19 protein-coding genes and 3 pseudogenes are annotated in these 21,612 nt (G+C 59.9%); 11 read left to right on the top strand and 11 right to left on the bottom strand.

The genetic code is table 11. The features are described 5' to 3' along the window. From B4968_RS15080 to B4968_RS15070, 3 genes and pseudogenes are all read right to left on the bottom strand, one after another. A partial coding sequence (locus tag B4968_RS15080; RefSeq protein WP_083100291.1) for an ABC transporter permease occupies nucleotides 1-1,051 on the bottom strand: 1,051 nt, incomplete at its 3' end. After that, a complete protein-coding gene (locus B4968_RS15075) occupies nucleotides 1,048-1,854 on the bottom strand; it encodes a taurine ABC transporter ATP-binding protein (RefSeq protein WP_083100296.1) in 807 nt (268 codons plus the stop codon). The genes B4968_RS15080 and B4968_RS15075, both read right to left, overlap by 4 nt. Before the next feature lie 72 nt (nucleotides 1,855-1,926). Continuing rightward, nucleotides 1,927-2,929: pseudogene (locus tag B4968_RS15070) on the bottom strand (taurine ABC transporter substrate-binding protein). A 263-nt stretch (nucleotides 2,930-3,192) separates the two neighbouring features. Here B4968_RS15070 and B4968_RS24625 point away from each other — a divergent pair. From B4968_RS24625 to B4968_RS15060, 3 genes are all read left to right on the top strand, one after another. Continuing rightward, nucleotides 3,193-3,702 carry a LysR family transcriptional regulator gene (locus B4968_RS24625; protein ID WP_241525777.1) on the top strand — a complete coding sequence of 170 codons (510 nt, stop codon included), beginning with the start codon at nucleotides 3,193-3,195 and terminating at the stop codon, nucleotides 3,700-3,702. Next, nucleotides 3,620-4,198, top strand: a complete 579-nt coding sequence (locus B4968_RS24620; RefSeq protein WP_338153277.1) for a LysR substrate-binding domain-containing protein — start codon at nucleotides 3,620-3,622, stop codon at nucleotides 4,196-4,198. Before B4968_RS24625 ends, B4968_RS24620 begins: the two co-directional genes overlap by 83 nt. Nucleotides 4,199-4,338: 140 nt before the next feature. Next, complete coding sequence (locus tag B4968_RS15060; protein ID WP_083100288.1) at nucleotides 4,339-6,774, top strand: GcvT family protein; 2,436 nt, start codon at nucleotides 4,339-4,341, stop codon at nucleotides 6,772-6,774. A gap of 19 nt (nucleotides 6,775-6,793) precedes the next feature. Here B4968_RS15060 and B4968_RS15055 read toward each other — a convergent pair whose 3' ends face one another. The 4 genes and pseudogenes from B4968_RS15055 to B4968_RS15040 all read right to left on the bottom strand — a co-directional run bounded on the left by B4968_RS15055 (nucleotide 6,794) and on the right by B4968_RS15040 (nucleotide 9,952). Then, entirely contained in the window at nucleotides 6,794-7,570 is a 777-nt protein-coding gene (locus B4968_RS15055; protein ID WP_083100286.1) for an ABC transporter permease, read from the bottom strand. Continuing rightward, the gene (locus B4968_RS15050; RefSeq protein WP_083100283.1) at nucleotides 7,567-8,292 is read right to left on the bottom strand and encodes an ABC transporter permease; all 726 of its coding nucleotides are present in this window, start codon (nucleotides 8,290-8,292) and stop codon (nucleotides 7,567-7,569) included. The genes B4968_RS15055 and B4968_RS15050 overlap by 4 nt, the downstream gene beginning before the upstream one ends. 37 nt (nucleotides 8,293-8,329) lie before the next feature. Next, entirely contained in the window at nucleotides 8,330-9,100 is a 771-nt protein-coding gene (locus B4968_RS15045; RefSeq protein WP_083100281.1) for a transporter substrate-binding domain-containing protein, read from the bottom strand. A 40-nt stretch (nucleotides 9,101-9,140) separates the two neighbouring features. Continuing rightward, a pseudogene (locus B4968_RS15040) lies at nucleotides 9,141-9,952 on the bottom strand (ABC transporter ATP-binding protein). 118 nt (nucleotides 9,953-10,070) lie between these two features. Between B4968_RS15040 and B4968_RS15035 the strand changes: the two are divergent. Beyond that, nucleotides 10,071-10,702 (top strand): annotated as a pseudogene (locus tag B4968_RS15035) (TetR/AcrR family transcriptional regulator). 76 nt (nucleotides 10,703-10,778) lie between these two features. On the opposite strand, the gene B4968_RS24615 reads toward B4968_RS15035, so the two are convergent. The 3 genes from B4968_RS24615 to B4968_RS15025 are packed head-to-tail and all read right to left on the bottom strand — an operon-like array spanning nucleotide 10,779 to nucleotide 13,410. Then, nucleotides 10,779-11,030 (bottom strand): GTP-binding protein, encoded by a 252-nt coding sequence (locus B4968_RS24615; RefSeq protein ID WP_241525775.1) that lies wholly within the window; start codon nucleotides 11,028-11,030, stop codon nucleotides 10,779-10,781. Beyond that, nucleotides 10,997-11,785, bottom strand: a complete 789-nt coding sequence (locus B4968_RS15030) for a CobW family GTP-binding protein (RefSeq protein ID WP_241525774.1) — start codon at nucleotides 11,783-11,785, stop codon at nucleotides 10,997-10,999. The genes B4968_RS24615 and B4968_RS15030 overlap by 34 nt, the downstream gene beginning before the upstream one ends. Further along, entirely contained in the window at nucleotides 11,782-13,410 is a 1,629-nt protein-coding gene (locus B4968_RS15025) for an amidohydrolase (RefSeq protein ID WP_083100278.1), read from the bottom strand. Before B4968_RS15025 ends, B4968_RS15030 begins: the two co-directional genes overlap by 4 nt. Nucleotides 13,411-13,507: 97 nt before the next feature. On the opposite strand from B4968_RS15025, the gene B4968_RS15020 reads away from it, so the two are divergent. The 7 genes from B4968_RS15020 (at nucleotide 13,508) to B4968_RS14995 (ending at nucleotide 19,976) form a co-directional block, all read left to right on the top strand. Further along, nucleotides 13,508-14,467 (top strand): LysR substrate-binding domain-containing protein, encoded by a 960-nt coding sequence (locus B4968_RS15020; RefSeq protein ID WP_161492598.1) that lies wholly within the window; start codon nucleotides 13,508-13,510, stop codon nucleotides 14,465-14,467. Between the two features lie 94 nt (nucleotides 14,468-14,561). Further along, nucleotides 14,562-16,148, top strand: coding sequence for an ABC transporter substrate-binding protein (locus B4968_RS15015; protein ID WP_241525773.1), 1,587 nt, complete (start codon nucleotides 14,562-14,564; stop codon nucleotides 16,146-16,148). Between the two features lie 76 nt (nucleotides 16,149-16,224). After that, nucleotides 16,225-16,503, top strand: a complete 279-nt coding sequence (locus tag B4968_RS24610; protein ID WP_241525772.1) for an ABC transporter permease family protein — start codon at nucleotides 16,225-16,227, stop codon at nucleotides 16,501-16,503. 35 nt (nucleotides 16,504-16,538) lie between these two features. After that, complete coding sequence (locus B4968_RS15010; RefSeq protein WP_241525771.1) at nucleotides 16,539-17,201, top strand: ABC transporter permease; 663 nt, start codon at nucleotides 16,539-16,541, stop codon at nucleotides 17,199-17,201. After that, nucleotides 17,201-18,082 carry an ABC transporter permease gene (locus tag B4968_RS15005; protein WP_083100272.1) on the top strand — a complete coding sequence of 294 codons (882 nt, stop codon included), beginning with the start codon at nucleotides 17,201-17,203 and terminating at the stop codon, nucleotides 18,080-18,082. The genes B4968_RS15010 and B4968_RS15005 overlap by 1 nt, the downstream gene beginning before the upstream one ends. Next, nucleotides 18,079-19,065 (top strand): ABC transporter ATP-binding protein, encoded by a 987-nt coding sequence (locus tag B4968_RS15000; protein WP_083100270.1) that lies wholly within the window; start codon nucleotides 18,079-18,081, stop codon nucleotides 19,063-19,065. Before B4968_RS15005 ends, B4968_RS15000 begins: the two co-directional genes overlap by 4 nt. Beyond that, nucleotides 19,062-19,976 (top strand): ABC transporter ATP-binding protein, encoded by a 915-nt coding sequence (locus B4968_RS14995; protein WP_083100267.1) that lies wholly within the window; start codon nucleotides 19,062-19,064, stop codon nucleotides 19,974-19,976. The genes B4968_RS15000 and B4968_RS14995 overlap by 4 nt, the downstream gene beginning before the upstream one ends. Before the next feature lie 146 nt (nucleotides 19,977-20,122). Here the strand turns inward: B4968_RS14995 and B4968_RS14990 are convergent, their stop codons facing one another. Continuing rightward, on the bottom strand, nucleotides 20,123-21,610 hold the full coding sequence (locus B4968_RS14990; protein ID WP_083100264.1) for a flavin-containing monooxygenase: 1,488 nt from the start codon (nucleotides 21,608-21,610) through the stop codon (nucleotides 20,123-20,125). Between the last annotated feature and the right edge of the window lie 2 nt (nucleotides 21,611-21,612).

Raw genomic sequence — 21,612 nt, 5'->3', positions numbered from 1 at the left:
GGGCGCCGGTAAAGATTTCGGGCAGCGAGTTGGGCACGATAACATAGCGCATGATCTGCGCCCTGGAGGCGCCCAGCGAGTAGGCCGCGTGGATCTTGGAAATATTGACCCCCGACACACCTGCCCGGGCGGCGATGGTCATGATCCAGAGGGCTGCGAGGAACAGCAGGACAATCTTGCCGGTCTCCCAAATACCGAACCAGATGATCACCAGCGGGATCAGCGCCAGCGGTGGCACCGGCCGCATGAATTCCACGATGGGATCAAACCAGCCCCGGAACCAGCCCGAAAGCCCCATGGCGTAGCCCAGAGGAATGCCGACCAGCGCGCCCAGAATAAAGCCAACGATAACACGGGTCAGCGACCAGCCGAGGTGCTCCCAGAGCGAGAAATTCTGATAGCCTTCGCGTGAGATCTCAAAGAAGCGCTCGACGACTTTCTCGGGCGAGGGCAGCCAGATCGGGTTCATCTGCATGCCCAGATTGGGCGTGTAGACAATGGCGCCTTTGGCGGTCAGCGTGATACTGCCGTCGCCTGCGTCAAAACTGCCGTCCGAAGCACTTGCGCTGCCATTGATGGCGGTAATTCTGGCGCCATCCTTGCGGCGGATCTCATCGTTTTTGTCAAACAGGATCGTGGCCGAGCGCGAGGCGGTCATTGCCACGGCATCATCCTTGGCGAACCCCTCACCGGGGGGAACCTCAAAGGGGTCGGCCTCTTCTCCAAAAGGGGCAACCCGGACAAACACGGTGGCCTCGTCCTTTTGCCCCTCAGGCGCCTCAACCCTGTAGGTGAACTGGGTTTCCCCGGTAAAGGGTCCTGGCACATGAAAGGGCAGCAGTTTGGAGCCGGTAAAGGCGGCCCAGATCACAAAGATCACCAGAACAGAGATAACCGAGGCGGCCCGGTCCGGTGTCACCGCGCTTTCGTCGCCAAAGGTCACGGTCTTGAGGCTGGTGAAATCCTTTTGCGAGGTCATGCTTTTGCGGATCACCTTGACCAGCAGGAAGGCGCCGACAAAGAGGGCGATGTAAAAGAGCAGAACACTCATGCGACCTCCTCCGTGCGGCCCATGATCTCTTCTTCCATTTCCCAGATCATCGACAGGATCTCATCGCGGGTCTCGGCAAAGCCTTCGGATTTTTTTACGTCCCGCAGATCGGCATTGACGCCGCGTTCGGCAAAGGGCAGGCGGTATTCCTTGTGGATGCGACCGGGGCGCGGTGCCATCACCAACAGGCGCTCGCCCAGCAGCAGGGCTTCTTCGACCGAATGGGTGATCAGGGTGATGGTCTTGCCGGTCTCTTTCCAGAGCTTCAGCACCAGGCCCTGCATCTTTTCACGGGTCAGCGCGTCCAGCGCGCCAAGGGGTTCATCCATCAGAATAATGTCGGGCTCATTGGCGAGGCAGCGGGCCAGAGCCACACGTTGCTGCATGCCGCCCGACAGCTCATAGACGGCTTTTTCCTTGAAATCCTGCAGCCCCACGACCTCAAGCAGGTGGTCCGCGATCTTGTCGCGTTCGGGCTTGGGCATGCCTTTCATACGGGGCCCAAAGTCAACGTTCTGGCGCACGTTCATCCACTCAAACAACGCGCCCTTCTGAAACACCATGCCGCGTTCGGCATCTGGGCCCGTGACCATATGGCCATTCAGCTCGATCTTACCTTCGGTGGGCGCAAGAAAGCCTGCGAGAATGTTCAATAGCGTGGTCTTACCGCAGCCTGAGGGCCCCAGAACCGACATGAGCTCCCCTGGTTTCAGTGAAATCGATACGTCTTTCAGCGCCTGCACCGAGCTGCCATTGGGCAGATCAAAGCGCATAGAAAGCCCGCTGATGTCCAATCCGTTCATGGCCATCCCCTTGCTGTTTTATGTGGAAAATGGCCCGGATGCGTCCGGGCCATATCGTGTCAGGTCTCTGACTTACTTGCTTGCGGCAAGCGGGCTGGTCTCAACCGCAGCGGCGTAGGACTCAAGCGCGCCTTCCATGCTGCCGGCATCGACAAAGACATTTGCCACGCCGGGCATAAAGGTCTGAGCCGCGCCGCCCAGCCATTTATCCGACAGCTGGTCATCGACCGAGGGGAAGCTGAAGGTCGAGATGGTGGCCTCGGTATCAGCCAGATCCATGCCCGAGTCCTTGGCGATCACCGGCAGCATGACGTCTTTTTTGTCGCCTGCGTTCCACATGGCGTTCATGTCGGCGGTCACCTTCAAAAAGCCGGCAACAAGCTCGGGCTCTTCCGTGACAAAGTTCGAGGGCGCCGTGGTGACGTCAAACACCAGAATGCCCAGTGCTTCTTTTTCGGCACCGGTCAACAGCACGTTGCCATGCTCTTTCATGCGGCGCAGGGCACCGCCCCAACCGCAGACCATGTCCAGGTTGCCCTGAGCAAACGCAGCCGCGCCATCCGCGGGCGCCATGTCTACGATTTCCATCGAGTTCACATCGACACCAAAGTGCTTCATCTGCGACAGAAAGCCGTAATGCGCGGCGGTGCCGATTGGGACGCCGACCTTTTTGCCTGTCAGCTCAGAGGCTGAGGTCTTGTCGATCTCCAGCCCCTCGGAGACAACACAGTTGTCGTTTTCCGAATAGCTAACAGCCACGTCCAGTGCCTGCAGATCCTGCCCGGCAGAGGTGGCGACAACAAAAGGAGGAACGCCCTGGCTGACGGAAATATGCACATCACCCGAGGCCATGGCAGCGGACATGGCGGTGCCGGTGTCAAAGGCGACCCAGTTGATTTTGACCCCCAGCTCTTTCCTCATAGATGCCTTCGGCCTTGCCGTATTGGAACGGCATTGGCCACTCAAGGAAGTAGGCCACTGTCAACTCATCCAAGGCTGCCGCCTGAGAGGCGGTGAGCATGGCCGCAGCCGCAGCTGTCGAGGTCATCACGGACTTTAATTTTGTCAGTTTCATTTTTTCACCCTGTTGTCGGTTTGGTTTGATCTGTTGGGCAGTTTGGCCTGCCTGCTTTTTTGCTGTGGAGTGCGGCGCTGGAATTGGGGCACGCGCAATCAGTAGAAAAAACTTAGCGAACAAAGCTGGCCGGGCTGCACAAAATTGGGGGTTCCTGCAAAGCCGAAATCTAGTATCGGAAAAGTCGAATAAGTGGTTAGGTGGGGCATTGTGGTTTTGCAGGCTTTGGTCGCGCGGCGCCACGGGATTGGGAAAGGGTGCCAATGATAAACCGTTCGAAACTCAGCATGCGGTGGCTGGAGGTCTTTTTGCTGGCGGCGCGCACTGGCTCTATTCAAAAGACGGCGGCGGAAAGCGGGTTGTCCCCCAGCACCGTCTCACAGCATCTGCACAGTTTGCAAGACAGTCTTGGCGTCGCACTGCTGGACCATTCCAAACGCCCCATGCAGCTAACGTCCGCTGGGGTGATCTTTGCCCGCTATGTTGAGGATGTCATCCGGCTGATCCGCCGGGGCGAGACGGAGCTGACAACTGGAAACTGGGCCGAATCCCGCGATCTGCGCTTTGGTATGGTGGATGATTTTGACAGCGAAGTGGCGCCGGAGCTGGCGGCAGTTCCTCGCCACGGCACTGCCGAAATGCCGCTTTATGCACTACACGCGGCCCAGCCATGCGATCTTGCAGCTTCTTGTGGAGCAAAAACTGGACGCGGCCGTCGCCACCCGCCCATTGAGCGATATTCCGGGATTGGTAGAATACCGTCTGCTGCGTGATCCCTTTGTGGTGGCAGTGCCAAGCAGCTCGACCCTGAACGCGGAAGAATTTCTCAACGGCAACTCCTCGCTGCCGTTTCTTCGCTATTCGGGTGCGCAGATTATTGGCAATCTCATCGAGATCCACCTGCGCCGCCTCAAGGTGACCCTGCCGAACCGGTTTGAGCTGGAGAGCAATCATTCACTGATGGGACTGGTGGCCGAGGGCAGTGGCTGGGCGATCACCACCCCGGCCAGCTATTTTCGCGCCAAGCGCTTTCACGACCGGGTGACGCTTTTGCCGTTTCCAAACAAGGGCTTTGCCCGCAATCTTTCGCTGTTTAGTACCGATGTCTTTCCCCCCGGCATGGCCGAGGTTGTCGCCAGTGCCCTGCGCCGCCTGATTGCCCGCAACTTTACAGAGCCGGTGGTCGCAAAGGTGCCCTGGCTGGCGCATGAGTTTACCGTTCTGGGCGAGGATGCGCCGGGGCCGGCCAAGACCGAAACCGAAGATTAGACCGGCTCGGGAGGCGGGGAATTTGGCCACCGCGACAATCCGTAGGTTACATTCGGTTTTCCGCGCGGCGGTGCGCGCAGGCTTGACCAAAACAGCTTCAGGGCCGCTGATCTCTGTGCGGTAGCCCGGGAGTATATGAGATGAAAACACGAACCAAAGTCGTCGTGATCGGCGGCGGCATTGCAGGCTGTTCAACCCTGTATCATCTGACCCGGGAGGGCTGGTCAGACGTGGTGCTGGTTGAGCGGGACGAACTGACAAGCGGCACCACCTGGCACTCGGCCGCGCAGGTCACCCACTTTGGCATGAACCAGACTATGGTGGGGCTCAAAAGCCACTCAATCAGCCTGTACAAAGAGCTGGCAGAGGATCCCGACTACCCGATCAACTACCATCACGGGGATGGCGGCATTCGTCTGGCCAATACCCCAGAGCAGATGCAGGGCTATCGTCATTTTGCCTCGATGGCGCGGGGCATGGGGGTGGAATTTGAGGTGATTGATGCAGAGGAATGCGCCCGCCGCCATCCGTTGATTTCCACTGACAACCTGATCGGAGGGCTGTGGGATCCATTGGACGGCGATATTGACCCGGCGCAGCTTTGTCAGGCGCTGGCACGCCGGGCCCGCAAGGCAGGGGCCGAGATCTATCGTAACACGCCGGTTACGGGCCTCATGCAGCACCGGGATGACACCTGGACGGTGCAAACCAGCAAGGGTGACATAGACTGTGACATCGTGGTGAATGCCTGTGGCTACCGCGTTAACGAGGTCGCCGCGATGATGGGGGTGCAGCACCCCGTCACCTCGATGGAGCACCAGTATTTCCTGACCGAAGAGATCCCGGCAATCCGCGACGCAGACCATCGCATGCCGCTGCTGCGCTGCCCGATCTCGGATTACTATTGCCGACAGGAAAAGAACGGGCTGTTGGTCGGGTTTTATGAGCAGGACTGCAAGACCTGGGGCATGGACGGGATTGACCCCAATTTCGTCAACGCGCTGTGTCCGGATGATCTGGACCGGGTCACAGATGTGCTGGAAGGGGCCTTTGCCCGGATGCCGGCCTTGATGGAGACTGGTATTCATACCGTGGTCAACGGGCCGATTACCTATACCATTGATGGTGCCCCGCTGGTGGGGCCGATCCCCGGCAAGCGCAACGCCTTTTGCATCATCGGCCTGCGCGCTGGTCTGGGCGAGGGCGGTGGGCATGGCTGGCTCTTGGCGCAGCAGATCGTGCAGGGCGACGCCTGCTATGACACCTGGTGCATTGATCCGCGCCGCTTTGGCCCCCACAGCAATGTTGAGCTGACAGCGCTGAAGGCAATAGAGGACTACCAGAACGAATTTCGCTTTCACTTCCCGCATGAACATCGTCCCGCAGGCCGCAATGCCCGCACCACGCCGCTGACCCCGGTACTGGCGGCCGAAGGGGCAGAGTTTACCGTGGTCAATGGCTGGGAACGGGTGGACTACATCAAACCAAGCGCCGATTTTCATCCCAGCTTGGGGTTTGATTTTGTCGAAACTTTCGATCTGGTCGCCGCCGAGGTGGCGGCAGTGCAGCAGCGCGTCGGCCTGGCCGAGGTCAACGGCTTTAACCGGCTGGAGATCACCGGCGCAGATACCCATGCATTTCTGGACCGCATGTTCTGTGGTCGGGTCAGTGAAAAGCCGGGCCGCGTTGGCCTTGGCTATCTGCTCAATCACCTTGGCATGGTCAAAGCCGAGGCCACGCTGGCCAATCTTGCGGCCTCGGATCGCGGGCCTGGCCGGGTTTGGTACGGGTCTGCTGCCGCAAGTGAGCTGCATGATCTGGATTGGCTGCAGGCGCATATTCGCGCCGATGAGGATGTCCGCATCAAGAGCCTCACCTCTGAGCAGACCATTCTGGTTCTGGCAGGCCCCAGGGCGCGCGAGGTGCTTAGGGCTGCGGCGCGGGGCGACTGGTCTGCCCCGGCCTTTCCCTGGCTGTCAGCGCGCGAGTGTTTTATCGGCTATGCGCCAGCCACCGTTCTGGGGGTCAGCTTTTCGGGTGAGCTGGCCTATGAAATCCATGTGCCCAACGCCTCGCTCTATGCCGCCTATCTGGCGCTGCGCCGGGCGGGCGAGGCCTGTGGCCTGTCTCTGTTTGGCGCGCGTGCGGTTGACTCTATGCGGATGGAGAAAGGGTTTTTGCACTGGCAGGCGGATCTGTTGACGGAATTTGACCCGTTTGAGACCGGGTTAGATCGCTTTGTCAAACTGGACAAGCCTGATTTTGTCGGCAAATCAGCTCTCATGAAACGGCTAGAGAGGGGGCCAGAAAAACACCTGGTCAGCCTTGAGATCGACTGCAGTAAAGCTCCGGCGCAGCCCGGTGCCTCTGTTTCGCATAACGGCGCGGTTGTTGGCACCGTCACGTCGGGAGACTGGGGGCACCGGGTGGGCAAAAACCTGGCCTATGCCTTTGTCGCGCCCAGCCTTGCCGTGCCGGGCAGCAGTCTGACCCTTGATCATTTTGGCGCGCCGGTCACAGCACAGGTGATCGCGCCCAGTCCCTATGATGCCACGCATTCCCTGATGCGCAGCTAGGGGATCTGAACCCGCATAATCAGCGCCGTCCGGGGACTTGGTTTTCGAAGCGTTTAAAGGCCAGACCGATGAGACCGGCAATCACCATATAGGCAAGGGCCAGCAGCAGCAGGGGCTCGTAGACGATAAAGGTATCAGAGCGCACCCGCGAGGAGACCGCGTAGATCTCAACCACCGTGATGGTGGCGACCAGCGGTGTCGCCTTCAGCTGCAGGATGGTTTCACCGCCCAGGGTGGGCAGCACATTGCGGATGGCCTGCGGCAGCCAGATGCGGCGGAACATGGTGACGCGTGGCATGCCAAAGGATTTGGCGGCTTCCAGTTGGCCCTTGGCCACGCCGGAAAAGGCGCCGCGCATCACCTCGCCCTCATAGCCGGCATAGGACAGCGTCAGCGCCAGCACCGCATAGGGCCAGGCCTGTCGCAGATAGGGCCACAGCTCAGACGAGCGGATCCAGGGGAATTGCGGGAACAGTGATCCCAGCCCATAGTACAACAGCCAGATTTGCAGCAAGAGCGGCGTGCCGCGAATGACGGTGCAAAAGACGCGTGCAGGTGCCGAGAGATACCAGGGCCCGATTGCCTGCGCGAGGCCTAGCGGGATCGCGAGGAAAAAGCCAAGGACAGTGGTGACCACGAGGATCCAGATCGTGGTCCACAGGCCTTCCAGTGCCAGCGGCGCATATTTGGGGATCCAGTCCCAGCGCAGCGACAGGGCGCACCACAGCACAAAGGCGGCAAACAGGGCCATCAGCACGATGCGATGCGGCTGCATCAGAGATTTTATGCTGCTCATGTGCTGGCCTCTTTCAGCGAGGGCTGACCGCGCCGGGCCCATTTCTCAATGCGGGAAAAGACGGCGCCAGAGCAGAGCGTTACCATCAGATACAGCCCCCCGGCGGCAAGGAAGAATGTAAAATAGGCGCGGGTGCTGCTGGCTGCCTGTTTGGTCTCAAGCGTCAGCTCATTAAAGCCGACAACAGCCAAAAGGGCAGTGTCTTTGGTGGCAATCAGCCACAGATTGGCCAGCCCCGGCGTGGCAAAGGCCATCATTGCAGGAATAGTCACGCGGCGCATGGTCATCAAAGTGGGCATGCCATAGGCGCGGGCCGCCTCGATCTGTCCCGGTGGCACAGCCTGAATAGCGCCACGCAGGATCTCGGTCGCATAGGCGCCCTGCACGATGCCCAGCACCCAGATGCCTGCGACAACACCGCTGATCTCTACCCGGCCATAGCCCAGCAGACCGGAGGCCTTGTTGATGAGATCGGTGCCGACATAATAGAGGATCAGGATCAGCACCAGCTCAGGGACGGCGCGGATTACGGTGGTGTAAATGGCGAGCAGGTCCCGCAGGATCGGCCCGCCATAGAGTTTTCCATAGGCCCCGAAAAGCCCGATCACCAGCCCCATGCCAAAGGCACCCAGGGCGATCTGCAGTGAATTCGCCAGTCCGCGCAAAAGATTTGCGCCCCAGCCAGGCGCCGAGAGCGACAGCAATGCGGCACTCTCGGTCATCCCGAGCCATTCGAGGATCAGTTCCAAAGGGGTGACCTTATTCGCTGTAGATACTGGCGTTGAAGTAGCGCGCCGTGATGGCCTCATGGGTGCCATCGGCCAGAATGGTGGCAATGCCCGCATTCAAGGCGGCCTGCAGCTCAGCATCTCCCTTGCGGGTGGCAGCGCCCACACCACGGCCCAGGATCGAGATGTCATTGGCAACGGCGCCTTTGATTTCACAGCAAGATCCGGATTCCGTGCCGACAAAATCTGCCATGGCAATGCTGTCGGCCTGGGTGGCGTCGATGCGTCCGGCAAAGAGATCCTGGTTGGCTTCATCCTGGGTCTGATAGACGCGGATTTCGGAATCCTTGAAATATTCCTGCGCATAGGCCTGGTGAATGGTGGAGGCCTGAATGCCGATGATCTTACCCGCCAGCCCTTCGGGGGTGGGCGCGATATCCATGGCTTTGTCCGCTGCAATCACCGCTGGAGTGTTGTAGTAGGGGTTTGAAAAGTCGATGGTTTTCAGACGCTCTTCGGTGATCGACATAGAGGCCATGATGGCGTCGATCTGCTGGCCGGTGAGCGAGGGGATGATGCCGTCCCAGGCCACGGGGGTCAGCACGCAGTCCAGTTTGGCGGCCGCACAAACGGCATCAATCACTTCGACTTCCCAGCCGACCCAGGTGCCGGAGGAATCCAACGAGGCAAAGGGCGGGTAGGGTTCAGCAGCAATGCCGATTTTCACCTGATCGGCCTGGGCGGCACCAGCGGTCACAGTGGCGAGGGTCAGGCCGGTGGCCAGAATTGTTTTGAGTGTCATTTTTCTTTTCCCTGTTTTGGTTTTTCTTGTGTTGATCTTATTATGATACGGATTTGAGGAACTGTTGCAGGCGCTCTGATTTTGGATTGCCAAAGACCTCGGCAGGCGGGCCCTGCTCTTCGATGCGCCCCTGATACAGGTAGACCACGTGATCCGCGACTTCGCGGGCAAAGCGCATCTCGTGGGTGACCAGCAGCATGGTGCGCCCCTCGGCGGCCAGATCGCGGATCACGGTGAGGACTTCGCCGACCAGTTCGGGGTCCAGCGCGCTTGTGGGCTCGTCAAACAGCATGACCGCAGGATCCACCGCCAGAGCGCGGGCAATGGCGGCGCGCTGTTGCTGGCCGCCCGACAGAAAGGCAGGAAAGGCATCTTCCTTGTCGGCAAGCCCAACACGCTGCAACAAAAGGCGCGCCTGCGCGATGGCCTTGGTGCGCGGGACTTTCAGCACATGCACCGGACTTCGATCACGTTTTCCAGCAGCGTCAGGTGCGTCCACAGATTAAAGGATTGAAACACCATGGCGAGACGGGTGCGGATGCGTTCGATCTGACGCCGGTTGGCCGGGCTGCCATCGGCGCGCATTTCCACCTCTTCGCCATCGATGATGATCTTGCCACCCGAGGGCGCCTCAAGGAAATTGATGCAGCGCAACATGGTCGATTTGCCGGATCCGCTGCCGCCGATAATGGCCACGACATCACCCTGTTTGGCTGTCAGCGACACTCCCTTGAGCACCTCAAGCGTGCCAAAGGATTTGTGCAGATCCTCAATGCGCACCGCGTCTTTGACACGCGCGGGCTCTTGGAGGGGGGCTGCGGGGTCTTGGTCTGCGCTGGCAGCTGTTGGCATTGTCGGGCGTCCTTGGTTATTAGGGTAGTAAGGCTCAACCCTGTTAGTTATGCAAGTGTATAATTATTTGCGGGCGCAGGGTAAATACAGAACTAGGGCCGGATACAAAGAGGCAGGGATGAGCGAAGAGCGTCGAAAATTTACCCGCGAAAGCGCCGGGCAGCGCAAACTGGCGCTGATTGCCGCGACGCTTGAGCTGGTGGCCGAAAAAGGCGTGCGCGGCGCCACTGTGCGCGGCATCGCCGAGCGGGCTGAGGTGACACAGGGGCTGATAAGGCACTATTTTTCCTCAAAGGAAGAGCTGATCACGGCGGCCTTTGAACATCACATGACGCAGATGACAGACCTCACCTTTGCGCCAGCCGCCAGCGTCAAGGGCTCGGCGCGCGCGCAGCTCAGGGTCTTCGTGCAGTCCTCGCTGACGCCGCCGGTTGTGGATCCGCGCTCTATCGCGCTGTGGGCCGGGTTCCTCAATAAGGTGCAGAGGACGCGCAGATGAAGGAAACCCATGCCAAGACCTATATCTATTTTCGCGACCGGCTGCAGGAGTTGATTCGTGCGGCCCTGCTCGAGGCGGGCATCGCGGCCGACCCCGAGCGCCTGTATCAGCTGGCCACCGCCAGCAACGCTTTGATCGATGGGCTGTGGATGGAGGGCGGTGCGCTGCCAGAGGCCTTTGCGCCGGGTGAGTTGTCTCAGATCGGCCTGACCTCGGTGGGCGCCATTATTGGCCTATCGCTGGAAGCATGATGTAGTGGCCTGCCGTTAGACGGGTGATGTAGACGGGTCGGACCGGTCATATGTTTCTTGTTCTGCCAGATCTTTCTTAATCTGCCAGAGCTGCAGCGCTGGGCATCGGGCTGGGCATCGGGCTGGGCACGGCGCTGCTCCACCAGGCCTCGCAGCGCTTCGCCGTGAGCTGATCTGCAAGCCCAATCCCAACCAGAGCCGTGCCTGTATCATATTGAATTGGCTCAAGAGAAACCTGCTGGCCGACGCAGTGCAGCAGCCAGCCAGTGCTGCCTTGGCCCTGAACAAACCCTTTTAGCCGGTAGAGTGCCGCGGGGCGGTTGCGCAAAGCGTCACGCAGTGCGGCCTCGTCACGCTGGCAGAGCTTTGATGGCTCCAGCGCATATAGCCGGGATGGGTCGGGGCAGTGTTCTGGGCCGTGTTGTAGGGCGTGGTATGGGATGTGAAGTTGGGCGTGGTGGGGGGGCGTGCTATGTCTTGTAACAGCAGATCCGCAAGGGCAGGGCTGGCCTCGGTCAGAAGCGGCGCCACCCCGCTGAGGCGCTTGAGCCGGGCGTTGAGATCTTTTGTGAGCGCTTCCGTCTTGCTGACCAGCAAGAGATCAGCGCAGCGCACCTGACCCTCGATCTGTGGGCCGATCTGCGCATCATCCTGCAGCGCGGCAAAGTTCTGGGCATCCACCAGCGTGACAATGCCGCCATAGCTCAGATCGGGCTCAGCTAAGGCTGCATTGGCGATCTTTTGCGGGTCGGCAATACCGCTGGCCTCGACAATCAGATGATCGGGGCGCAGGCGGCGGTCGAGCACGTCGCCAATGGCCAGAAACAGATCAGCCCCCATAGTGCAGCACACGCAGCCGTTGGTGAGCGTCAGCGTATCCTCATCGGCGCTTTGCAGCAGGGCTGCGTCAATATTGATAGCGCCAAAGTCATTGACCATAACCATTAGCCGCCGCCCGGGGGGGGCTTGTAGCAGCTGGTTGATCAGGGTGGTTTTGCCAGCGCCAAGGTACCCGCCAATCACCGTCATCGGCAGTGTTGGTTTTGGTGCGGGGCTGGCTGTGGGCGCGGCTGTGTCGCTCATAGCAGATGCACCACACCACCGCAGACCGTACCCAGGACCGGCACATCCTTTAGCGCCTGTGGCTCCACCGCTGTGGGGTCGGCGCCCAACACGGCAAAATCGGCCTCTTTGCCAACCTCAATGCTGCCGATCTCATTGTCCAGATGCAGGCTGTGGGCCGCCCCCAGAGTGATGGCGTAGAGCGCCTCCTGCACAGAAATGCACTGCGCCGCGCCGAGGACACGCCAGGACATTGTCTGTCGGTTGACGGCGCACCAGGCGGTAAAAAGGGGGGCCAGGGGTGTGACCGGTGCGTCGGAATGGATGGCGATATTGACGCCCGCATCCAGGGCGGACCGGCAGGCATCCATGCGTTCAGCCCGTTCAGTGCCAAGCGTCAGGGCGGCGTGCTGGTCGCCAAAATACCAGATGTGATTGGCAAAGATATTGGTCGATATGCCGAGCTCGGCGCACCGTTTGAACTGATCCACTCCCATCATCTGGCAATGCTGCAGCACATGGCGGTGGCCGCGCCAGGGAGATTTTTGCAGCGCCGCTTCAAGGGCTGCAATCGACACCTCGGCGGCCTCATCGCCATTGACGTGAATATGCATCTGCACACCTTCGCGGTGCAGGGTGTCGAAGAGGGCAAAGATCTGCTCCGGGGCGCTGTTCCAGATGCCATTGGGCTGGCCGCCAACGTAGCCCGGCCATTTCACCCGGGCGGTCCAGCCCTGGATGGAGCCATCGGTCATCAGCTTCACCGCGCCCAGACGCAACTTGTTGGTAGAGCGGGCTTTTAACGCCTTGGCATTTGCCGCGATCTGATCAGGGGGGGCACCCATGGCCCCGGTGGCGGGGACGATGCGCAGGGGGTAGTCTGCCTCACTGGCGATGGCCAGCATGACCTCCAGGTCCTCGGCCTCCATGGCAGAGTAGAGGTCGGTCATTGTGGTGACACCCGCGTGTTTGGCAACCTCACCGTAGCTGCGGATCGAGGTCTCACGCTGGGCGAGGCTGCGGAAATCAATTTGCATCCGCCGCATCACCGGAAACATCGCGGCCATTTCCTGCAACTCGCCGGTGAGACTGCCGTCTGCGCCTTTCAAAACCCCTTCCGCCTCGGTCTGAGGCCCATAGCCTGCCATCTCCAAGGCGGCAGAGTTGACGCACATCAGGTGAAAGTTCGAATAGATCACCGCAATGGGCCGGGTTGTGCTGATTTCGTCCAGATGATGCCGGTTGAGGCGCTCGGTTGGCAAAAATATCGGGTCAAACCCCCAGCCGACCATCGGCTCAGACGCGGGCAGGCTGGCCTCAAAGGATTTGAGGCCCGAGATCACGGCGCCTATGTCCTGCATGCCCTGCCAGAGCTTGCCCTGAGGGTCGATGCGGTCGTGAAACCCTGCGTAGGCATATTGCCACATGGCACCGGCCATCATATGGGCGTGCCCCTCGACAAATCCCGGCATCAAAACCGTATCAGCAAGGCGGTCATCGCGGCGCGCAGGCCCCCAGGGGGCGGCACAATCCGCGCCGCCAACGGCCAATATTTTGCCATCGCGCACCGCGACATGGCTGGCTTCGGGCTGGTTCGGGTCCATAGTGATGATTTTTTTGGCACTATAAATAACGGTTTGGGACATTTTTCACCTCATACCTTTGCCATAGGCCTATCCAAGGTTTGATCATTGGAAAAATGTAATTAGTGTTCATCAACCCCGTAAATTTTAGGGAATGGTGATGCGCTTTACTCTGAAACAGCTCCGCTACTTTGATGCAGCTCTGCGGACGGGCTCGATTGCGCGGGCGGCGGTGGAGATAAATATCTCGCAATCCTCAATCACCGCAGCGATTGATATTATCGAGCAGACAGTCGAGGCGGAACTGCTGCGCCGCCTGCCTGCCAAGGGGATTGTGCCCACCACGACAGGACTGGCGGTGGGGGCGCGGGTGCAGGCGTTTTTAGAGCAGGCGCGGATCTTTGAGTCAGATCTTTTGTCCCTCACGGGGGACCCGGCCGGCGCGTTGCGATTGGGCTGCTATGCGCCCACAGCGCCCTATGTGTTGCCGCCGCTGCTCAAGCGGATCTCGCAGAAATATCCGTCCATCAGTATTGAGCTGAAAGAAGGCGACATGCAGTCGATTACCGATCTTCTGAACTCTGGGGCGGTGGATCTGGCATTGACCTATCGGCGAGAAACACCGGGCAGTCAGCCCTTTATTCCAATGTTTCGGGCCACGCCGATTGCCCTCATTCCCGACGTCTCCCCGCTGGCGCAGCAAGAGGAAGTGGAGCTGCAGGACCTTGTGGCGCTACCGATGATCCTGTTGGATCTGCCGGGCACACGACCCTATTTCAACGGGCTGTTCTCCAGCCAGGGCCTGCGAGCCAGCATCGCCCATACCACAAAAAGCTCATCCGTGCTGCGCGGGCTGGTGGCGGCAAATTTCGGCTATGCGCTGATGAACATCTGTGGGCCGCATGACCGGGCCGGGCAAAACGGCTATGTTGCCCGCCCCATTCGCGGCGATCTGGATTCGCCACAATATGGCGTCGCCTATACCCATGCCTCGCAACGCTCCACTCTGGTAAAAACGGTGTTGCAGACCTGTCGCGAGGTGGCTGAGGAGGGCGCTTTTGAAGAGCTACTCTTTCCTGCAAAAGGCGCTTCAGAACGGCCGCCGCACCTATTCTCCTAAAAAATGATAGTTCCACCCCTGTAAAAGACTGTTTTCTGTACTTTGGTGCCCAGCTAGCCTGATCCCATATAAAAAACATATCAGGGAGTTTACGATGAAACGAGTGTCACGCCTTTTGGGCGCGGCGGCTGTTGCCGCCTTGTCAGCCGCCATATCCGTTACTGCACTGCCCGTTTTTGCCGATGGGGGCACGCTGGTGATTGGGTCCAACCAGACGCCGCGCCACCTGAACGGGGCGGTGCAATCCGGCATCGCCACGGCCGTGCCCTCGACCCAGATTTTTGCCTCCCCGCTGCGCTATGATGAAAACTGGGAACCCCAGCCCTATCTCGCCAAAAGCTGGCAGATGGCCGAAGATGGTCTGAGCCTGACGCTGCATCTGGTGGACAATGCCACCTTCCATGATGGTGCGCCGGTAACCTCGGCCGATGTGGCCTTCTCGATCCAGGCGATCAAGGAAAACCATCCGTTCAAAACCATGTTTGCGCCGGTCTCGACGATCGACACACCCGATGCGCATACCGTGGTGATCAACCTCAGCGCGCCGCATCCGGCGTTGCTGTTGGCACTGTCTCCGGCGCTGGCCCCGATCCTGCCGAAACATATCTTTGATGATGGTCAGGATATGAAATCGCATCCGATGAACAATATGCCCATTGGATCAGGCCCCTTTATGGTCGAAGAATTCACCGCGGGCGAAGCCATCGTTCTGAAGAAAAACCCGAATTTCTTTATGGAGGGGCGGCCAAAGCTGGACGAGATCATCGTCAAAATCGTCAAGGATTCCTCATCGCTGCTGATTGCGATGGAGAATGGCGAGGCGGATATGTACCCCTTTATGCAGGGCAGCCAGGAGATCCGCCGCTTGCAAAAGGCGGACAATCTTGAGATCACCGCCGAGGGCTATGCCGCAGTTGGCCCGATCAACTGGCTGGCCTTCAACACGTCCTCGCCAAAGCTGAGCGATGTGCGGGTGCGGCAGGCGATTGCCTATGCGGTGGACCGGGATTTCATCACCAAGGCGCTGCACCGGGGCGTTTCGGCCCAGCAACGCGGCCCAATCATCGAAAGCTCGCCCTACTTTGACGCCAGTATTCCCGCCTATGATGTGGACCTCGACAAGGCCAATGCGCTGATGTCCGAGGCGGGATTTTCCGATGGCATGGAGCTGACCATCGACTATATCCCGGGGCCCAATGAGCAGCAGCTTAGCCTTGCGGAATATATGAAATCACAGCTCAAAAAGATCGGCATTGCCGTGACCGTGCGGGCTGCGCCTGATTTTCCCACCTGGGCCGGCCGGGTTGGCGGCCATGATTTTGAGATGTCGATGGATATCGTCTTTAACTGGGGCGACCCGGTCATCGGCGTGCATCGCAGCTATCTGAGCGACAATATTCGCAAGGGCGTGATCTGGTCCAATACCCAGCAATATGCCAGTGACAAGGTGGACGCGCTGCTGAATGCCGCCGCTGTTGAACTGGACGAGGACAAGCGTCGCGCGCTCTATGGGAGTTCCAGCAGATCGTGGCGGGGGACCTGCCCGGCTACTGGATCAATACTTTGCCCTATCACACCTCATATGACAGCAAATTGCAGAATGTCCCAACCGGCATCTGGGGCACCATGCATCCGATGGATCAGGTCTCCTGGGGCGAATAGCCGTGTGACTGCTGTCTGAAACTCCCTGTGTTGGCGGGCGTGAAACGATCCATGTCCGCCGCTTTTTATCCAAGGCATCCGAACAGGACACCTAAATGAATATCTCTTTTCTGCTCAAACGCTTTGGCTATGGGCTCTTGCTCATGCTTGGCGTCGTGGTGCTGAATTTTCTGCTGATCCGTCTGGCTCCGGGCGACCCGGCCCTGGTGATTGCAGGCGAAATGGGCGGCGCCACTCAAGAGATGCTCGACAGTATCCGCGAGGAATATGGCCTCAACAAACCGGTGCTGGTGCAGCTGGCGTTTTACATCGGCAATGTGCTGCGGGGGATCTGGGCGAGAGCTTCTTTTTCAACCAACCGGTTGCGAGCCTGATCGGGCAACGGATCCTGCCCACGATCCTGCTGGTGATGACAGCGCAGCTGTTGTCGATTGTGATTGGCGTGGTGCTGGGCGTGCTGGCGGCGCGCAAACCCAATGGCGTGATGAGCGCCTTTGTCAGCGTTTTTGCCACCATTGGCTATGCGGTGCCGGTGTTCTGGACCGGCATCATGCTGATCATCCTCTTTGCCAGTGTCTTTCCTGTTTTCCCGGTCGAGGGCATGCAGTCGGTCCGGCTGCGCGAGGCCGGGGTGCTGATAAAGGCGCTGGATATTCTGCATCATCTGGCGCTGCCGGCCTTTACCCTGGCGGTGATCTATCTGGCACAATATGCCCGGCTGTCGCGCGCCTCTATGCTTGAGGTGCTGGGCTCTGACTATATTCGCACAGCCCGGGCCAAGGGCGCCTCGCCGCGCGCGGTGCTGTTCAAACATGCGCTGCGCAATGCCGCCCTGCCGATCCTCACCGTGGCAGGCCTGCAGTTTGGCAATCTGATCTCCGGGGCTTTGCTGGTTGAGACAGTGTTCAACTGGCCCGGTATGGGGCGGCTCGCCTTTGATTCCATCCTGCGCCGCGACTACCCCACAATCATGGGGGTGCTGTTCTTTGCCAGTGCCATGGTGGTGGTCGCTAATATTCTGACCGATATGCGCTACCGATGGGCTGATCCGCGGCTGAGGGGGAAAGGCTGATGCTGAGCAAGGCGACCGCGAAACAAGCGGAATTTCAGGCCGAAAGCCCGGCGCTTGAGGCCTGGCGAATGTTTCGCCGCAATATCCCGGCCCTCATTGGGGTGGTGATGCTCTCTGTGATCATACTGGCGACCCTTTATGGCACTTTCTTTTATGCGGGCGACCCCTTTGACATCGTCTGGGCGCCGCAAGAGCCCCCCGGCATGACACCGGAGTTTCCACTGGGCACCGACTATCTGGGACGCGACATCATTGCCGGTCTTTTGACCGGAGGTGGACCAACCCTGGCGGTGGGATCAGCAGCGGCGGCCATCACCATGGGGATTGGCATCACGATGGGGGCGCTGGCGGGGTATTACGGCGGATGGATCGACAATCTGCTGATGCGGATCACCGAGTTCTTTCAGGTCCTGCCGGCTCTGTTGTTTGCCATGGTGCTGGTGACGCTGTTTTCGCCCTCGCTGCTGACAATCGCCATGGCCATTGGTCTGGTCAGCTGGCCACAAACCGCGCGGCTGACGCGGGCTGAGTTTCTGAAAATCAAGCAACTGGAATATGTCACCGCTGCCCGTGCCATAGGCGCGCGCAACAGGCGCATCATCTGGAAGGTCATCCTGCCCAACGCCCTGCCGCCGCTCATTGTGTCGGCAACACTTACGGTGGGGGTCGCGATCCTGTTTGAGGCGGGGCTCAGTTTTCTGGGGCTGGGGGATCCCAATGTCATGAGCTGGGGACGGATGATCGGGGCCAACCGGGACATCCTTGATGCCTGGTGGCCGGTTACCTTTCCGGGGCTGGCGATCTTTTTCACCGTGTTTTCCGTCAGCCTGATTGGCGACGGGCTAAATGATGCCTTCAATCCAAAACTGAGAGAGCGATGAGCAGTCTGTTGGAAATCGAAGACCTGCGCGTCACCTTCAACACGCGCTATGGCGAGGTCACGGCGCTCGATTCAGTCTCGCTGCAGGTGAACGAGGGCGAAACCCTGGGCGTGGTGGGCGAAAGCGGTTGCGGCAAATCCATCACGGCGCTCTCGGTGATGGGGCTGATCCCGATGCCGCCGGGGCGTGTCGCGGGTGGTGCGATCCGGCTGAACGGTGAGGATCTGACCCAGGCCAGCGAGCGGCGCATGCAGGCGCTGCGCGGCGGCGAGATGGCGATGATCTTTCAGGAGCCAATGACCTCGCTCAACCCGGTTTTTACCGTGGGGGCCCAGATTGCCGAGGCGATCATGCTGCATCAGAACGTCGACCGCTCTCAGGCCATGCGCAGGGCGGTGGCTTTGCTGGACCGGGTGGGCATTCCCTCGCCGGATCAGCGCGCGCGTGACTACCCGCATCAACTGTCGGGCGGGATGCGTCAGCGGGTGATGATCGCCATGGCCGTCAGCTGCCGCCCCAAGGTACTGATCGCGGATGAGCCGACAACAGCGCTGGATGTGACGGTGCAGGCGCAGATCTTTGATCTGCTCAATGAGATCCAGCGCGAGTATGGCTCGGCCATCATTCTGATCACCCATGATATGGGCGCGATCAGCGAAATGGCGGATCGGGTGGCGGTGATGTACGCAGGCCGCGTGATTGAAGAAGCCCGGGCGGATGATGTGCTGGATTTCCCGCAACACCCCTATGCGCGCGGGCTGATTTCCTGCATTCCCGCGCTGGGCAAACGGGACGGGGGGGCGACGGATATGCTGGCGGAAATCCCCGGCGTGGTGCCTCCGTTGCATTTGCTGGGGGCAGGTTGCGCCTTTGCCGATCGCTGCGCCGCGCGCGCACCCCGCTGTGAGCTGGAAAAACCGCATCTCTTCGCCCATGGCCATCACCCGGTGGCTTGCCACGCAGTTGAGGAGGGGCGGCTATGAGCAAGCTTTTAGAGGTCAAAGACCTCGCGGTGCGCTTTGCGCTGCCCAAACCGAGCTTTTTTGCCGAACAACCCTACCTAGAGGCGGTGCGGCAGGTCTCGTTCTCACTGGAGAAGGGCCGCGCGCTGGGCATCGTTGGCGAAAGCGGCTCTGGCAAAACCACCACCGCCATGGCGGCCATCCGACTGGTTCAGGCCTCTGGAGGCCAGGTGCTGTTTGAAGGCGATGATCTGCTGCAGTTGGATGACGCGGCCATGCGCCAGCGCCGACGTGATGTGCAGCTGATCTTTCAGGATCCCTATTCCTCGCTCAACCCGCGGGCGCGGGTGGTGGATATCGTGCGCGAGCCCATGGACCTCATGGAAATTGGCGATATGGCGAGCCGCACAGCGCGGGTGCGCGAATTGTTTGAACTGGTGGGCCTCAGGCCGGATCAGCTCAACCTGTTTCCGCATCAGTTCTCGGGCGGGCAAAGGCAGCGGATTTCGATTGCACGGGCGCTTACCACCAATCCCAAACTTCTGGTCTGTGATGAGCCGGTCTCGGCGCTGGATGTGGCCATTCAGGCGCAGATCCTCAACCTGCTGGCGCGGCTGAAAGCGGAGCTGGGGCTGTCTTATCTGTTCATAAGTCACGACCTGGGCGTGGTGCGCCACCTCTGCGATGATGTGGCCGTGATGTATCTGGGTAAAATCGTCGAGCAGGGTCCGCGCGATGCGCTGTTTGAGGATCCGAAACACCCCTATACCCAAGCGCTGCTTTCGGCCGCGCCCTCGCTGACAGGGCGCAAAGCGCAAGGCTACGTACGGCCTGCAAAATTATTGGGAGACCCGCCAAGCCCGCTCAACCCGCCCAAAGGCTGCGCCTTTGCGGACCGCTGCCCGCTGGTGGCGGCGGTTTGCCGTGATTAGCAACCCGCGTTGCGCCAGAGCGGGCAGGGGAATGTGGCCTGTCATCTTGTGGAAGGCTGAGGCCAGGCCGAAACCGTGCAGAAAGACGCGTCAGCGCGACCCCGAGGGAGCGCCGCGCTGAGCGCGCAGTGTCGCAGCGATCAGGCCTATTCGGCGTGATACTGTGGGGTCGAGGCCAGGAACTCCCCATAGGCCGGGGCACTTGGGTATGAGAACTGCTCGGCCAGAGGGTTTGCGCGCTTGCGCCTGCGGGCCCCCATGTCGCTGAGCAATTCATCAAAGTGCTTAAAGTGGAAAGGTGCCGAACACAGCCCGCCATAGACCTGCGCGGCGGGCCGCTCACGGCGGCGCCAGTCCAGCATCATCTCGATATTGGCCTCCATCTGGGCCCGGCTTGGCTGCTGTGCCAATTGGCCATCGGCATAGCGCACCAGCCAGTTGGCAATCATTTCGGCTGACAGAATGGTGCAAAAGCTGGAGTTGAAGCCAACAAACCCCATTTCCGGCAGATCCGGGTTCACCGACAGGCGGAAGGTGCGGTACTGCCCGTCCGCCTCGATCAGCTTGTCGCGGAACTGCTGCGCCAGATAGGGAATGCCCAGTTTCCAGCCCACGGCCAGCACAACGATATCAGCTTTTACCCTGTCGCCGGTGGTGAGCAGAACCTCATCGCCCTCGTAGCGCTCAAAGGTGCCCCGGATTGGTGTCACCGCCCCGGATTTGAAGCTCTCAAACAGGCCGGGTGTCACAATGGGCAAAGAGCAGGAGGCCTCTTTCTCAATCGGTGTGTCCGGAACCATGTTCCATTTCTTCAGCCCCAGCTGCAGCTTGAGCAGGGTCTCAAGCCCGCGAAAGTTGGCCCAGACCAGCGGTTTCGGAATTCCGGCAATGACGCGCTGAAACGGAGATTTGCCCCATTGATTGAACTGCTGTTCCTGCGCGCGCATGTAAAGCAGGTGTTTGAAATTGATGCCGCCGACAAAATAGGGCACCCGCCAGACGTTTTCGCGGTAGACCATGGTGACCTGTTTGGCACCATTCTTGGCGGCGTTGACGGCAATGTCAGTGGCCGATTTTGACCCACCCAGCACCACCACGCGTTTGCCCTGCATCATCGCGGGGTCGGTATAGTCGGATGAATGGATCACCTGGCCACCCTGGGCGATGAAATCTTCCTGCCCCGGATGGCTGATGATGTTCTTTTCCGAGAATTGCCCGGTGCAGATGGCGACAAAGTCAAAATCTTCCTGTCGGACGTGACCAGCCTCGTCAATCGTCAGGGTCCAGCCGGGCTTGCCATCGTGGCGGCGGTCCATCGACAGGATGTTGCTGTTCAGCCGAAACAGACGGCTGAGTTTGTGCTTTTGGGCGTAGCTGTGCAGATAGGCATGCACCTGCGGCCCCTTTGGCCACTCTGGATAGTCCTCTGGCATCGGATGATCCGTGTAGCAATAGAGGTCTTTTGGCGACTGCGTCTGCACGTCAGGATAGGAGCGTGACAGCTCCCAGACGCCGCCAAAGTCGTGACTGCGTTCAAAGCCAATAACCCGGTGACCCTTTTCATCAAAGGCCTTGGCTGCTGCCAGCCCACTGACGCCGCCGCCAATGACAGCGATGGTTTTACGTTTTACCATGG

The organism is Pseudophaeobacter leonis, assembly GCF_002087335.1.
GTDB classification, from domain to species: Bacteria; Pseudomonadota; Alphaproteobacteria; order Rhodobacterales; family Rhodobacteraceae; genus Pseudophaeobacter; species Pseudophaeobacter leonis.
The sequence above is the reverse complement of the archived record's forward strand: the minus strand, read 5'-3'. Positions and strand labels throughout refer to the sequence as shown.

Coding starts and splice junctions, on each gene's coding strand:
- B4968_RS15075 (WP_083100296.1), bottom strand. CDS start 1,854: ATGAACGGATTGGACATCAGCGGGCTTTCTATGCGCTTTGATCTGCCC.
- B4968_RS24625 (WP_241525777.1), top strand. CDS start 3,193: ATGATAAACCGTTCGAAACTCAGCATGCGGTGGCTGGAGGTCTTTTTG.
- B4968_RS15060 (WP_083100288.1), top strand. CDS start 4,339: ATGAAAACACGAACCAAAGTCGTCGTGATCGGCGGCGGCATTGCAGGC.
- B4968_RS15055 (WP_083100286.1), bottom strand. CDS start 7,570: ATGAGCAGCATAAAATCTCTGATGCAGCCGCATCGCATCGTGCTGATG.
- B4968_RS15050 (WP_083100283.1), bottom strand. CDS start 8,292: ATGACCGAGAGTGCCGCATTGCTGTCGCTCTCGGCGCCTGGCTGGGGC.
- B4968_RS15045 (WP_083100281.1), bottom strand. CDS start 9,100: ATGACACTCAAAACAATTCTGGCCACCGGCCTGACCCTCGCCACTGTG.
- B4968_RS15030 (WP_241525774.1), bottom strand. CDS start 11,785: ATGAGCGACACAGCCGCGCCCACAGCCAGCCCCGCACCAAAACCAACA.
- B4968_RS15025 (WP_083100278.1), bottom strand. CDS start 13,410: ATGTCCCAAACCGTTATTTATAGTGCCAAAAAAATCATCACTATGGAC.
- B4968_RS15020 (WP_161492598.1), top strand. CDS start 13,508: ATGCGCTTTACTCTGAAACAGCTCCGCTACTTTGATGCAGCTCTGCGG.
- B4968_RS15015 (WP_241525773.1), top strand. CDS start 14,562: ATGAAACGAGTGTCACGCCTTTTGGGCGCGGCGGCTGTTGCCGCCTTG.
- B4968_RS24610 (WP_241525772.1), top strand. CDS start 16,225: ATGAATATCTCTTTTCTGCTCAAACGCTTTGGCTATGGGCTCTTGCTC.
- B4968_RS15010 (WP_241525771.1), top strand. CDS start 16,539: ATGACAGCGCAGCTGTTGTCGATTGTGATTGGCGTGGTGCTGGGCGTG.
- B4968_RS15005 (WP_083100272.1), top strand. CDS start 17,201: ATGCTGAGCAAGGCGACCGCGAAACAAGCGGAATTTCAGGCCGAAAGC.
- B4968_RS15000 (WP_083100270.1), top strand. CDS start 18,079: ATGAGCAGTCTGTTGGAAATCGAAGACCTGCGCGTCACCTTCAACACG.
- B4968_RS14995 (WP_083100267.1), top strand. CDS start 19,062: ATGAGCAAGCTTTTAGAGGTCAAAGACCTCGCGGTGCGCTTTGCGCTG.
- B4968_RS14990 (WP_083100264.1), bottom strand. CDS start 21,610: ATGGTAAAACGTAAAACCATCGCTGTCATTGGCGGCGGCGTCAGTGGG.